Origin of the sequence: Paenibacillus gorillae (assembly GCF_000513275.1) — a bacterium.
Lineage (GTDB): Bacteria > Bacillota > Bacilli > Paenibacillales > Paenibacillaceae > Pristimantibacillus > Pristimantibacillus gorillae.
Map to the genome: position 1 here is coordinate 1 of NZ_CBVJ010000072.1, position 13,040 is coordinate 13,040.

General features: G+C 47.6%; 10 protein-coding genes. 5 read left to right on the forward strand and 5 right to left on the reverse strand.

Annotation, left to right across the window (positions count from 1 at the left end; all coding sequences use genetic code 11):
• From TY10_RS11985 to TY10_RS11995, 3 genes are all read right to left on the reverse strand, one after another.
• On the reverse strand, positions 1-1,970 hold a 1,970-nt coding region (locus TY10_RS11985), incomplete at its 3' end, for a DEAD/DEAH box helicase (RefSeq protein ID WP_238327564.1).
• Entirely contained in the window at positions 1,946-3,565 is a 1,620-nt protein-coding gene (locus tag TY10_RS11990; RefSeq protein WP_042163657.1) for an SWIM zinc finger family protein, read from the reverse strand. The genes TY10_RS11990 and TY10_RS11985, both read right to left, overlap by 25 nt.
• Positions 3,566-3,691: 126 nt before the next feature.
• A complete protein-coding gene (locus TY10_RS11995) occupies positions 3,692-4,579 on the reverse strand; it encodes a LysR family transcriptional regulator (RefSeq protein ID WP_042163659.1) in 888 nt (295 codons plus the stop codon).
• Between the two features lie 112 nt (positions 4,580-4,691).
• Here TY10_RS11995 and TY10_RS12000 point away from each other — a divergent pair, with 112 nt between their 5' ends.
• Positions 4,692-6,095, forward strand: a complete 1,404-nt coding sequence (locus TY10_RS12000; protein WP_042163662.1) for an MFS transporter — start codon at positions 4,692-4,694, stop codon at positions 6,093-6,095.
• An 84-nt stretch (positions 6,096-6,179) separates the two neighbouring features.
• Here TY10_RS12000 and TY10_RS12005 read toward each other — a convergent pair whose 3' ends face one another.
• Positions 6,180-6,536, reverse strand: coding sequence for a winged helix-turn-helix transcriptional regulator (locus TY10_RS12005; protein ID WP_042163708.1), 357 nt, complete (start codon positions 6,534-6,536; stop codon positions 6,180-6,182).
• 216 nt (positions 6,537-6,752) lie between these two features.
• Between TY10_RS12005 and TY10_RS12010 the strand changes: the two genes are divergently transcribed.
• Entirely contained in the window at positions 6,753-7,361 is a 609-nt protein-coding gene (locus TY10_RS12010; protein ID WP_042163664.1) for an NAD(P)H oxidoreductase, read from the forward strand.
• A gap of 109 nt (positions 7,362-7,470) precedes the next feature.
• Here TY10_RS12010 and TY10_RS12015 read toward each other — a convergent pair whose 3' ends face one another.
• On the reverse strand, positions 7,471-8,442 hold the full coding sequence (locus TY10_RS12015) for an alpha-L-fucosidase (RefSeq protein WP_042163666.1): 972 nt from the start codon (positions 8,440-8,442) through the stop codon (positions 7,471-7,473).
• 133 nt (positions 8,443-8,575) lie between these two features.
• On the opposite strand from TY10_RS12015, the gene TY10_RS12020 reads away from it, so the two are divergent.
• From TY10_RS12020 to TY10_RS12030, 3 genes are all read left to right on the forward strand, one after another.
• Complete coding sequence (locus tag TY10_RS12020) at positions 8,576-9,442, forward strand: AraC family transcriptional regulator (protein ID WP_042163668.1); 867 nt, start codon at positions 8,576-8,578, stop codon at positions 9,440-9,442.
• A gap of 626 nt (positions 9,443-10,068) precedes the next feature.
• Positions 10,069-10,380, forward strand: a complete 312-nt coding sequence (locus tag TY10_RS12025; protein ID WP_042163671.1) for a YbjQ family protein — start codon at positions 10,069-10,071, stop codon at positions 10,378-10,380.
• A gap of 224 nt (positions 10,381-10,604) precedes the next feature.
• Complete coding sequence (locus TY10_RS12030) at positions 10,605-12,665, forward strand: M13-type metalloendopeptidase (RefSeq protein WP_052350518.1); 2,061 nt, start codon at positions 10,605-10,607, stop codon at positions 12,663-12,665.
• Positions 12,666-13,040: the final 375 nt, after the last annotated feature.

A 13,040-nucleotide genomic window follows, 5' to 3' on the forward strand; every position in this document is an offset into this window, starting at 1 on the left:
ATCGGCGTACCGGTCAATGCAAGACGATGGTAAGCCGGCAAACTTCGGATAGCCGTCGATTGCTTCGTGTATACGTTTTTAATGTTCTGGGCTTCATCCAGACATAATGCATCCCATTCGACCAGCCGCAAATCCTCTTCGTCAAGCTGGGCCAGCGAATAAGAAGTAATAACGATGTCAGCTTCATGAACAGCAGACTCGAACGCCTCTCCTTTATCACGCTTTGGCCCATAATGAAGATAAACACGAAGCGACGGGGCGAATTTCTCCAGCTCCTTCTGCCAATTGCCGATAACAGAAGTCGGGCAAATGAGCAGTGACGGATGACCGTTGCTCGTTTTTTGTTCTTTAATATAGGTTAAATACGCCATAAATTGAATCGTTTTGCCCAGACCCATGTCGTCAGCAAGACAACCTCCAAGACCAAACCGGCGAAGGAACAACATCCACGACACGCCTTGCTGCTGATACGGACGCAATTCACCAAGGAAGCTGGCGGGCTTCTCGACGAGCGGAATTTCCGTCGTATGCTGAAGCTGCTCCAGCCATTTGGCCAAATGCTCGTTCAGCTCAACTTCGGCCCTTAAGCTTTCCGTGTCGTCCAGCTCATCGCCTAGCGGCGATCCGCCCAACAGGTGCATTTCCATTACATCACGGAACGAAAGACCCTTTCGTTTGCCGACGCGCTTCATCCAATCGCGGATTTGCGCAACATCATGCGGATCAAGATGCACCCATTCACCGCCGATATTCATCAGCCTGCGATTCTCTTCAGCCAGCCGCATGAAATCAGACTCGGACAGATCAACGTTGCCTAGCGCCATTCGCCAATCGAATTGAACGATCTGATCAAGTCCAAACATCGGCTGCGCTTCCGATCCGACCGACGATTTCATCTTCGCCCGCAGCCTCAGCTTACGGGAACGGACAGCCTCCCACCAGCTTGGCAGCAGAACCGGGCAACCGGCTTCCAGCAAAGTGATGCTCGCCTTTTCCATAAACGCCCAAGCCTCGTTATCGCTCAGCAGCCGCTTAATATCGCCCTGCTTCTCTTCATCGGCCCACTCCGGCAGCGCCGCCAGCCATTTGGCCTGCTCTTTCTCCAGCTTCGGGGAGAGCAGCGGCTGCCATTCCTCTGGTAAAGGCTCCAGTTCATATCCGGCATTTGTATCCGGCGCAGTCACCCATTGTTCACCGCTTTGGATGATTGGAATCCACGGGCCGCCATTACGGTCTTGCAGTGCAGGACGAAGCCGCCAGAATGAAGTTTCTCCCGGCTCGACGAGCTGCAACGCTGTCTTGAACGGCAGCGAGTCCTTACGGAGACCGATCGCAATGAGCCAATCCTCTTCATCGCCCGACTTCCGCTCCAGAATCGTCTCCCCGCCTGCTGCGATCCCGACTTGACGCCAGGCCTCGCTGGCTTCTCCGCCTCCGGCAAGCATTTGCTCAATGGCATCACTTAGCCATTGCTCAATACCGATATCGCCAGAGCCCGTCGCCGCCGTAATGAACTCCGCCCATTGCGACTCCCGCTCGGGCTCCGTTTCCGGCCATGCGATCCGCCAAGCGCGTCTTTGTTCCGACCACCTGCTCCACTCGGGCTCAAACCATCCGCCAAGCAGCGCTTCCCGAATTAAAGAGGCAATGGCCATCAGCCGCTGAAGACGGTCGCTCCACTCCACCCGCAGCAATCTTGCATGCTGCGGGGCAGACAAATAGTCAACGGCAATTAACGGCGGCAGTTTAAGCATTTTCCGGCCGTTTTGCTCCATTTCTTCGACTTCAGTTCCGTACCAGGAAGATTTATGCCAAGCGAATAGAACTGAGCGGAGCCGCAGCGCGCTTTCCTGCCGTTCCGCTGTCGCCAGCATGATGGAGCCTTGTAATTCATCCTCCAGCTGCGACCAGAAACCGTCAACAGTTATACCTCCAACGAATGCTTTCATTTCACCAGCTTTCCTTTCCACAGCTCCTCCTGAAAGGCTCTAAGCCGTTGATGCTTTTTGGCAATTCCTGTGATATAAAAATTCCATGTGTCCATGGCTTTATTCGCTTTATATAGCCGTTCCAGCTTCTTCAGATGCTTGACTGCCATCCGGTACCCTTGCCGGTTACGCGTATTAATCCAATCCTCAATTGATTGGTGATAGAGAGGGAGCATGACTGCAGGTGCAGCCTTCGTCACTTCCTTCACATCCTGAATACCCAGATCATCAGGCTTCATTCCGAGCAGCAGCTGTAAATCCGCCCATTCCTCATACTTATTGACAGCAAGCCAATGCTCCGACAGCTCGCTGTAGGAATAAGGGAGAAGCTCCGTCATATATTCCGTCCATTTCCCGTTCTCAGGCTGCTCCTCATCCGCGCGCCTGCACAAAGCAAGAAACGGGCCAATCGTTCTGCCGCTTCGGTTCGGGTAAATTCTCTCATGCATGAAGCTCATCCAGGTGCTGAACAGCTCCCAGCGCTGCTCCCCTAGCCGCTGAGCCGCGCATGGATAGATCATTTTTTGCGACCGCTGAAAATCAGTTTGCTCAAAATGGCTTAAAGCACCTTCGTCATTGCCGCTGAAAAAATGCAGCATTGCAGACGCAGTATGAATAAACGAACGATTGACCGGCTGGTTGGAATCATCCATGCCGCCTTCTGCAAAGACACTCAGAGCCGATAGTTCCTCTTCTCTCCACAGCTGGTTCTCCGAGAGCTTCTCGCAAACCGTCAAATAAAGGAAAGACCAGTCAAACAACTGCTGCTCCAGCTTCAACGCATGATTGTAGGAGATGCGAACGACATGGTCAGCCCACTTCCGCTCCTGCTCTCCCATCTCGGAAGGATGCAGCTCCAGCACAAGCTGGCCATAATGCTCAATCCATGGCTCCGCCATACGGGCAAAGGACATTTCATGATAGTAGCGGCTGAACGTGTCGACCGATTTGATGGCACGCTCTCCTTGCTCTAGTACGTATAGAATCACATTCATCCAATGCAGCCTTTGCAGCGGCTTATCCCAATGCTTCGAAGTTCCCTTCAGGGCAGACAACACCGGCTGAAGCGCATGCAGCGAATGCCGGCAATTGCGCCAAACCTCGCCATACTCCAACTCCATCCAGATTTGCCACGCTTCCGGGCTCGCCTCTTCATTCGGCTGACTGTTATGGCTGTTATGTCCAGCCTCTGGCTTTGGCTTGTTCAATAAGGCAGCTGCTGTTGTCAGCTCTGCTTGCGGGTCCAGCCCCATCAAACGGCGGTAAGCCGCTTTCGCTGCAAAGCCGGTTGTATCTTCTTCATTTAAATAGGCGAAAAAAACCGCCGCCATATGTTTGCAATAATCGCCGTAAGGACATGTACATGTGCTGTATCTAAACTTTCCAGCATCGATAACGACCGCATAGACGTCGGATCCGATTACGGTGCCGTATAGCGTATCGTCAGAAGCGAACTTTACATTTTTCACTTGCCCGCTGCGGTAATATTCCCAACCTCGCGTAATGATGGTATCCGACAAATGCTCGCTAAAGCTTTGCTCAAGCGCTTCCCGCTGCTTTTGATCGAAATTCGACATACGTTCACCTGCTTTCTTCCGTACACCTTGCATTCTTCCTATTATATCACATGCAGAAACGTCTTTGTCGCCGCTGCGCGCCCGCTCCTCCAACTGATTGCGTTTTCATTATAAAAAAAATACTTCCTACGTTGCCGATTTGGATAAAACCGCAAAATATTCCATAACGACCTCGCGAAATTCCAGCGCCGCTCGTGAAATGTACCGGCTCCTATGTGATAGTAAAGCGATCTCCCGAACCAATTCATAATCTTCTACTTGGAGATATTTAATTTGCTCTCGTGCATTCCTCGCTGTACCTGGGATGAAGGCGATGCCGATCTCCGCTTCCACAAGTGTGCTTAGCCTTGCCGGCTCATCTCCTTCATACACATAGTGCGGAGTGAAGCCAGCCGATTCGCATACTGCGTCCACTAAATCACGGGTGCCGAATCCTCTCTTCACGCCAACGAATGATTCATCCTTCAATTCAATCAGCGATACGCGGCTTCGTTCCGCCAGCCAATGTCCCGTCGGAACCGCAACCATAATCCGATCATGGAACACAATTTGACATTCAATGTCTTCCCCTTGCACAGCAGGAGAGGATAAACAGAAATCAACCTCTCCCCGATGAAGAAGCGTAACCATTTCCTGTGTCGTCAGCATTTGTACATGAAATTGAATATGAGGCCTTCTCCGGCGAAACTCACGAAGGATATAAGGCAGCGTGCTTGCGGCCGTAACCGCGAGCTTAAGTGTGCCATGCTCCGGACCGGATAAATCACTTAGCTCTTGCTTCCCCTGCTCCAATTCAAACAATGCCCTTTCCGTGCGGCGGAGGAAGCTGCTTCCATACGCATTTAACCGCAGCTTTCTCCCTATCCGATCGAATAGCGGTACCCCTAGATCGTCCTCTAGACGTTGAATTGTTTTGCTTAATGATGATTGTGTAACATGCAGACTTCGTGCCGCTTCCGTAACATGCTCCAGTCTGGCAACTGCAAGAAAATATTGCAACTGAAGAAGCTCCATTCCGCACCTCCGCTCATTCCTTCAAATCAATGAAATCATAGCATAAAATGCGTTGGAAAGAATAATTCATTTCGCGTACGATGGCTTTACTACGTTATGGGAGGAACCGCAAATGAGTGTTCGCAGCAGATGGCTGATCATTTCCGTTGGACTCGGAATTTTATTAAACCCTTTAAATTCTTCGATGATTGCCGTTGCTATAGCAAGACTGCAGGCCGTATATCAGCTAGACTTTACCGGCGTTTCCTGGATTATCTTTTCCTTCTATATTGCGAGCGCGATTGCCCAGCCTGTCATGGGAAAAGCCAGTGACTTATTCGGCCGCAGAAACATATTCCTTGCGGGTCTGATCGTCGCCTTCGTCGCATCCATGTTAGCTCCACTATCTCCAAGCTTTGGATGGCTTATCGTATTCCGTATTGTGCAGTCTATAGGAACGAGCATGATGGTTGCCGTTGGCATGGCTATCATTCGTATTCATGTGACTGAGAAACAAGCGTCCGCACTGTCCGTGTTGTCTATATTTCTATCCGGAGCAGCAGCTATTGGACCTTTTATAGGCGGGGTTCTGCTCCATTGGTGGGATTGGCCTGCGATCTTTCTCGTCAATATTCCGTTCACGGCGGCGAGCTTTCTATTCGCATGGCGAAATATTCCCAAGGACGAACGGGCAGCACTCTTTGCACGCAATAGATCCATTCGCAGCTGGTTCGTTTTAATCGATGCGTTTGGCATATTGCTCTTCACCATAGGCCTGATTGCCTTGCTCATAGCCGTGCTGTCTGCCAAATCCTCCGGGCATGTATCAACCGGACTTACTGCCCTTGGTTTATTAGGTCTCGTATCTCTGGCAGCGTTCGCTAGACATGAATGGAAGGTGAAGTCGCCATTCATTCCACTTCGTTCATTCGTCAATTACCCGGCGATGACTTGGGTCAATATCGAATTCATTCTCGTAAACATCCTTTATTACTCTCTCTTCTTCGGACTGCCGTCTTATTTGCAGACCGTGCGTCAGGTGAGCGAGTTCCATACCGGGATGCTGATGCTTAGTTTAGGTTTGTGTTCGCTCATCATTTCTCCGGTTGCTGGAAGATGGATCGATAGGGCAGGACCCCGGCCAGCGCTGCTCACAGCCGGCATCCTGATGACGATGGGTTCCCTATGGATTATCACCTTAAATCAAGCGTCTCCAATGATCAGTGTCATTCTGCCATTAGCTGTATTTGGCATTAGCAACGGATTGAACAGCGTCGGTATGCAAGCCGCCCTGTTCAACAGCTCTCCCAAAGACATGATCGGCGTAGCCTCCGGATTATTTATGACATCGAGATACCTCGGAACGATTCTCTCTTCCTTACTGCTCGGCATCATCATGGGAGACAAGTTCAGCACCGGAGGATTACAACGGCTTGGAGCGGTTCTCACGGTCATCGCCTTGTCTTTGGTATTGTTGAGTTGGCGGCATAAAAAGTACGGACAATTAGAGACACCACTCCCTGCTGCAGACAAATAAAGAGCGAGTGTAGCTGGAAAACAAAGATCGCCCTCTACTTAACCTTATTGGTCAGGTAGAGGGCGATTGTTCTGTGTTCAAGCCTTAAGCTTCCCATGGCTCAAGCAGATCTTGATTGCCATGGACATGCTCCAAATGATTCACACCCCAATCACAGATGTTGTCTAGAATCGTCTTCAAGCTCCAGCCATATTCAGTAAGCTCATATTCTACCCGCAGGGGAATTTCATTGTACATGTAACGATTAATGACCTTGTCCCGCTCCAATTCCCGTAATTGCTTGGTTAACATTCTTTGCGTAATTTCAGGCATGAGACTTCGTAATTCATTCGTCCGTTTCTTACCGGAGGTTAGATGATAGAGGATAACGCTTTTCCATTTTCCTCCCATAACTTCCAGAGTGACCTCCACGCCAATCCTGTATTTCTTTTGTTTATTCATTGCAGCATGCTCCTCATTAGATTCAAATTTATGAATCATTATTTATGAGATCCTTTTCGTCCATACAGCACCTTAATGTTCCCATAGCACAATATTGTGCCTACTTCCTATTTTAGCATCAATACGGCATACTGGCATTCAAGCAAAAAATTAAAGGCTGCCGGTTATTATCCAAAGCCTTAAATATCAACTCATTATAGAAGGAGAAATTATAAGATGAAAATACTTGTAGTCGTTACACATCCCAGACAAGATTCATTAACCGGGAGCATCACGAAGCAATTGACACAAGGATTGTCCGAAGCCGGACATGAATATGAGGTGGCCGATTTATATGCGGAAGGCTTTAATCCTCTGGTATTTCCTCCCGATGAGCCGGATTGGGAGAATACGAACAAAGTGTATACAGCTGAAACGATGCGCGAAATGGAACGGATCCGAAACCATGATGCAATAATTTTTGTGTTCCCGTTGTGGTGGTTTGGTGTACCGGCCATGCTGAAAGGCTATATCGACCGGATATGGAATAATGGATTCGCCTATGGGAAAGATGAAGTTTCCAATGAAAGGTTCGAGCTGCCTGTACAAAAAATAAGCTGGATTTCGCTAGTTGGAGGAACGCAGCCGCATTTCGAGAAACACGAGCATGATGTTACGATAACCCGCCACTTGAATTACTTGGCCGATTACGTTGGTGTTAAAGATTCGGCCGTTCATTACCTGTACGAAACCATTGCTAAATTCCCTGATGATCCCGAAAAAGAGAACCATCATTACGACGCCCTGCTAGCAGAAGCTTATCGTCTGGGACTGCAATTTGAATAACTGCCTTATGATTTCTTTCACGCGCTACAGTCAAACAAAAGCTGATTAACAAAACTTAAGGGGCTGTCCCATACGTTGTTGTAATGACGTATGGGACAGCCCCTTTTTTTTATTTTCTATAGCACCAGTTGTCCGGAATTGTTGTGAGATCTGCCGGATGGACGTATCGCTCGCCGACTTCTTTAAAGCGCTGCAGAATGTTATCGTCCAGCAAGCCTTGCTTATTAGGCGCGCCATTAAGCAAGAACGATACATTATGCGCACTGCATTCATTCACTTTGTCCAGCGCCCAGTCAGCCGTTCGAAGATCCATCGAAGTATCTGTCGCACGCCAGAACCACGTTTTCGTTAAAATGTTGCAGCTCGCTCCAGGACCGTTGAACGAGTTGTCCACTTCTTGTCCTGCAGCATTTTCGAAAAAGGCGATATCCGTCTGCTGTACGCCAGACTCGCAGCCAATATTCATTAACAAGCATTGCGGCTGCAGTCCTTTAACCCATGCATCAATCTCCTCAAAAGGAAGATTCTCATAGCTTGGGCCGCCCCAAGGCGCATTCCAGCCGTCGACGATCAGGAACGGAATTTTCCCGTAGCCTGTCAACAGCTCCTCAATCTGATTTTTAATAAACTGCTTGTCTTCAGATGTACAATTCTTCTGCCCGATTTGATGATGCAAGTCTAGTGCAGAGAAGTAAAGACCTGCTTCGATTCCTTCTTTTCTGAACGCTTCAAGATATTCCTTAACGACGTCCGTCTGGAGCGTCGCGTTTTTCACCGAATGATCCGTGCAGGCTGTCGGCCACAAGCTGAACCCTTCATGATGCTTAGCTGTTAGTGCAGCAAATTTCATCCCTGCCGATTTAGCAGCTTTCGCCCACTGGGAGCAGTCCAGTTGAGCCGGATTCCAGTCCTTCGGATCAAATACGAATCTGCGGGGCTCATCATTATTTTCATGGCCATATTCCCAGTCCTCAACTTCCGATTCTGCAAACTGAAAGGTAGCGCTATTGAAATGAATAAACATGCCATGCCTCTGATTAACGAACCATTGCTGCAGCTGTACCAACTCTAGATTATTCATGAAGATTGCCTCCCTGTTATCCGTTGTAATAGAATGATATCTACTACTGTATAGAATCCCGGGCCCTGTTACAGCTGACAATCCCGACTTTCTATAGTACAATTTCTACATAAATTCAGATTAGGGTGATGCGATGCTTGCACTTGAATTACAAGTTCCTCCCTTTCCTCTGCTGACTACTGTCGGGTATGTTCGATGGCCGTCAGGCGTCACGCATGCCAAGCGGCAATTTGATGTTTTTGATATGATTATCTGTACCAAAGGGACATTATATATGGTGGAAAACAGCATTCCATACGAGATTGAGCAGGGGAAGATGCTTGTTCTCGAGCCGGGACAAACACATTCCGGTTATCGTCCCACCGAGACGGAAACCGAGGTTTATTGGATACACTTCCAGCATCCCTCGTCTTCAAAGCCGAAATTAATGGAGAGCTGGCAGCAGCCTTTGCTTGAAACGACTAATCAAGATACTGTGCCTCATCCCGCCACTATCCATATCCCTAAATTTGCGGCTGTCGATCTGCGAATTATCATTCCGATGCTGACAGAGATGCTTAATGTACATAGTGTTTTGACGCCTAGCCGGTCTTTCGATCTGCATATTTTATTCGGCCAGCTGCTTGTACAGCTGCAAAGCGGAATGATTACAGGCAGCTCGCAAGCACGCTCCCATCTCATTGGCGAGAAGGTCGCCGCTTACTTGGCGAGCCGTCTGGAATCTCCCTTCGACTCTCAGCAAATGGAGCTTGACCTGTATTACCACTTTGATTATCTATCCAGATGCTTGAAGCATTATTCGGGAATGAGTCCGCTGAAGTTCAGACATCATCTGCAGATTGAACGCGCCAAACGGCTGCTGACCCATTCAGAGCTGTCCTTGGTCAAAATCGGTGAGCAATGCGGCTTCAATGACAACAACTACTTCATCCGTCTGTTCAAACGCCAAACTTCATTCACGCCCGGCGAGTACCGGAAACGGTATCAGGCATTTCTATAAATCTACAATATGAAAAGCCGCAAGAGCTTGTCTCTAAACTGAAACTGCCCCCCATTGTTAGTCGCAACTAACAATGGGGGGCAGTTTATTTTCAGCTTCGCTGCTTTCCATTGCTCCCCCTTAACTTCTCTCCACTTTCATGCTTGCCAATCAGGTTTATGCCTCGCTGTAAACGATTCAAAATGCAAAAGTGCAGGCTGGCAGCCGCTTTTTCGGCGAAATATCGCCTCAAAATGCAAATGTGCATTTTGTTTGGACTAAAAAGCCTCTTTTAGGCGAAATGGCGCGATTTCAAATGTACTTTTACATTTTGATTGCCATTTGGCACCATTTGAGGCTCATCAGCATGTACTTTTGCATTTTGTTTGCCTTCTAGCTCGGCAAGCTCGTGCATTCAGGCTTCGCGCCACTCATAAGCAGAGTACTGCCGCTGCTCCCGATTGGCACCCGTCTCTATTTAACAGCACGCTTGACCTAAACAGAAACTAAACGACAGCGAGCAAACTTTAGCTGAGGTTCATCGAATCGTTTCGGCTCCGTTTCAAATGAGTTAGTAGGATAAGAACTATGGAAGCTAATACAGCATTCATGGACAACAAATCTATTTGTCGCTAGGAGGAAAGCAGATGATTGTTACAACTACCGCTATCGTGGAAGGCGCCCCTGTCAGACAGTATATTGGCGTTGCAACTGGCGAAGTCATCATGGGCGCTAATATCGGAAGAGACATTCTCGCTTCCTTTAGAGATCTTGCAGGCGGACGTTCGAAAGCCTATGAAACCAAACTAAGGGAAGCAAGAGATGCAGCCTTCAAAGAAATGACAGAGCAAGCATCGCAGATGGGAGCCACTGCCGTTATCGGTGTCGCTATCAATTACGAAGTTGTCCGTCAAGACATGCTGATGGTTGCGGTCAGCGGAACCGCAGTCATTATTTAAGCCTATTTAGGGCGTGTCTGAAAACTCGTTCAGTGGCATCTTTCACCGCCTTTCCGCCCCTGCTTCGTTCCGTTTGCTTGACGTACCCCCGGATACGCCTTCACAAACGCGCCTTGCATGGAACGAAAATTCGGCAAAATTTGCTGCCCTCAGAGTTCTCAGACTCACCCTAACTTCATTTACCGCCATCATCTCATTATTTATCAGGAGGAGTTACACTCATTATGAAAAAAATAAAAACGCTTGGTCTCATCACTTTAGGCGCAGCTGTTATGATTTCGGCATCAGCCTGCACGAACACATCTAATTCTATAGGAGGTGTGAAAAATAGTAACGGTTCAAAATCCATTGAAGAGAAAGCAACCCCTTCCAATGCCAACAATAAAATTGCACAAACAAGATTACAAGATAACTTGTATGAAGCTGTAAATGCAAAATGGCTGAAAGCTACAGAATTGCCGGCAGATAAAGTTATTGCGGGCGGCTTGGTAGACCTCGATACCGATGTGAAAAAGCTGGTGTCAGAAGATTTGTCCAAGATGGCAGATGAAGGCCGTGACAAAACCGACGACGAGATCGGCAACATGGTCAAGTTTTATAAACTGGCTGCAGATCGTGAAAAACTGGACAAACAAGGCTTTGAAGCCATTAAGGCGGATATTCAAACGATTAAATCGACAAAAAGCCTGGCAGAGCTTGCAAAAAACCAAAAGGATCTTTATTTCAAAGGGCTTGCTTTGCCATTCAGCCTGAATCTTCTGTCTGATATGAAAGACGCTACGAAAAACGCGCTGTACATCGAGGCTCCTGCGCCTGCGATGCTGGACAAGAGCTACTATGCACCTGAAAATCCTCAAAGCGAGGTGTTTTTAGGCTTATACAAAAAAATGCTTACCGATCTATTAGTGATGGTTGGGGAAACGGACGCAGAGGCGGCTCAAATTGCTGGAGAAGCTGTCGATTTCGAAAAAGAGTATGTGCAGCATACGCTAAGCTCCGCAGAAGCAAGCAATTTCGAATCCTTTTACAACCCTAAAACGATTAGTGAGTTCAAAGCTTACAGCAAAAGTATCGACTTAGAGAAATTTTTGGTCGATGTCGTTGGCAAAGTACCGTCAAATATTTCGGTCATGTCCGTCAACTACTTCGAAAATCTGGATACGTTTTTGAACGAGAAAAACTGGGACAAAATTAAAAGCTGGACGTACGCCAACTTTGTCTTAAAATCCTCGTCGATGCTGTCCGATGATTTTGTAAATACATCAACGCAATTGGGCAGAGCGATAACCGGTCAAGAGAAAATGACAGCAACCGCAGACACAGTTTATAATATCGTAAATTCATCATTCAAGTATGTTGTCGGCAACTACTATGGGGAGACACACCTTGGAGCAGCAGCCAGACAAGATGTTACGGACATGGTGGAAAACATGATTGATATCTACAGAGACAAACTGCGCAGCAATGACTGGATGTCAGAGGAAACCAAGAAAGAAGCGATTAAAAAGCTAGATAATCTGAAAACACATATTGGCTACCCAGACAAGCTGGAAGACATGTATGCATCGTTCAAGGTTGATGAAAGTAAAACGTTATTCGAGAACAATCGTGCCATCCAAACGATTATCACGAAAAACAACTTTGCAAAATTGGATAAACCCGTGGATCGCGATGAATGGAGAATGTCTGCCAATACGGCAAACGCCTCCTATCAGCCGCTGACCAACACGATTACGATTCCTGCCGCGGCTCTTCAAGCACCATTTTACGATAAGAATCAAAGCGCTAGCCAAAATTATGGCGGTATAGGTACGATAATTGCGCATGAAATCTCTCACGGCTTTGATACAAATGGGGCAAAATATGATGAGATAGGCAATATGATCAATTGGTGGACAGAAGCCGACTACAAAAAATTCGAAGTTAAAGCAAAAGCCGTTATTGACCAATACAGCAAAATCGATTATTTGGGCCAAAAAATCAATGGCGAAATGACCGTATCCGAAAATATTGCGGACATTGGCGGAGTGATGGCAGCACTTGAAGCAGTCAAACAATTACCGGATGCCAATCTGAATGAGTTCTATAAATCGTATTCAACCATTTGGAGACAGAAGGTTCGTCCTGAGCTGGAACAGCTGCTGTTGACGATCGATGCTCATGCGCCGAATAAAATTAGAGTGAATGTCGTCGCTGGCAATACCGATGATTTCTACTCTGCTTTTAATGTCAAAGAAGGCGATGCAATGTACATTGCCCCAGAGGAAAGACTCACTCTTTGGTAAAATAAGAATGGACCCGCGGACGCTGTATGCGTTGCGTGTAATGTAAGGAGCCATGCCAAAACGCCTCGTTGAATGCTGCCGATACAGCTTCATTCGATCCGGGAGTTTTGACTATGGCTTTTTTTGCCATCGAAGCGGAGAGGCCTTTTTCTGCTTCATTTGCACGATAGAATTCATATCGTCGGAGAATCAAAATGCAAAAGTGCAGGCTGTAAGCCGCTTTTTTGATGATTTACCGCATCAGCATGCAAATGAGCATTTTGATTGGCCCGAGAAGCACCAATCCAGTAATTGATTATGATTTCAAATGCACTTTTGCATTTTGACAGCTATTTTCCGCCATTTAAGGCTGATTAGCATGCACTTTTGCATTTT

Excerpts from the sequence above, each read along its gene's own strand:
- TY10_RS11990 (WP_042163657.1), bottom strand. The coding sequence starts at position 3,565 with ATGTCGAATTTCGATCAAAAGCAGCGGGAAGCGCTTGAGCAAAGCTTT.
- TY10_RS11995 (WP_042163659.1), bottom strand. The coding sequence starts at position 4,579 with ATGGAGCTTCTTCAGTTGCAATATTTTCTTGCAGTTGCCAGACTGGAG.
- TY10_RS12000 (WP_042163662.1), top strand. The coding sequence starts at position 4,692 with ATGAGTGTTCGCAGCAGATGGCTGATCATTTCCGTTGGACTCGGAATT.
- TY10_RS12005 (WP_042163708.1), bottom strand. The coding sequence starts at position 6,536 with ATGAATAAACAAAAGAAATACAGGATTGGCGTGGAGGTCACTCTGGAA.
- TY10_RS12010 (WP_042163664.1), top strand. The coding sequence starts at position 6,753 with ATGAAAATACTTGTAGTCGTTACACATCCCAGACAAGATTCATTAACC.
- TY10_RS12015 (WP_042163666.1), bottom strand. The coding sequence starts at position 8,442 with ATGAATAATCTAGAGTTGGTACAGCTGCAGCAATGGTTCGTTAATCAG.
- TY10_RS12020 (WP_042163668.1), top strand. The coding sequence starts at position 8,576 with ATGCTTGCACTTGAATTACAAGTTCCTCCCTTTCCTCTGCTGACTACT.
- TY10_RS12025 (WP_042163671.1), top strand. The coding sequence starts at position 10,069 with ATGATTGTTACAACTACCGCTATCGTGGAAGGCGCCCCTGTCAGACAG.
- TY10_RS12030 (WP_052350518.1), top strand. The coding sequence starts at position 10,605 with ATGAAAAAAATAAAAACGCTTGGTCTCATCACTTTAGGCGCAGCTGTT.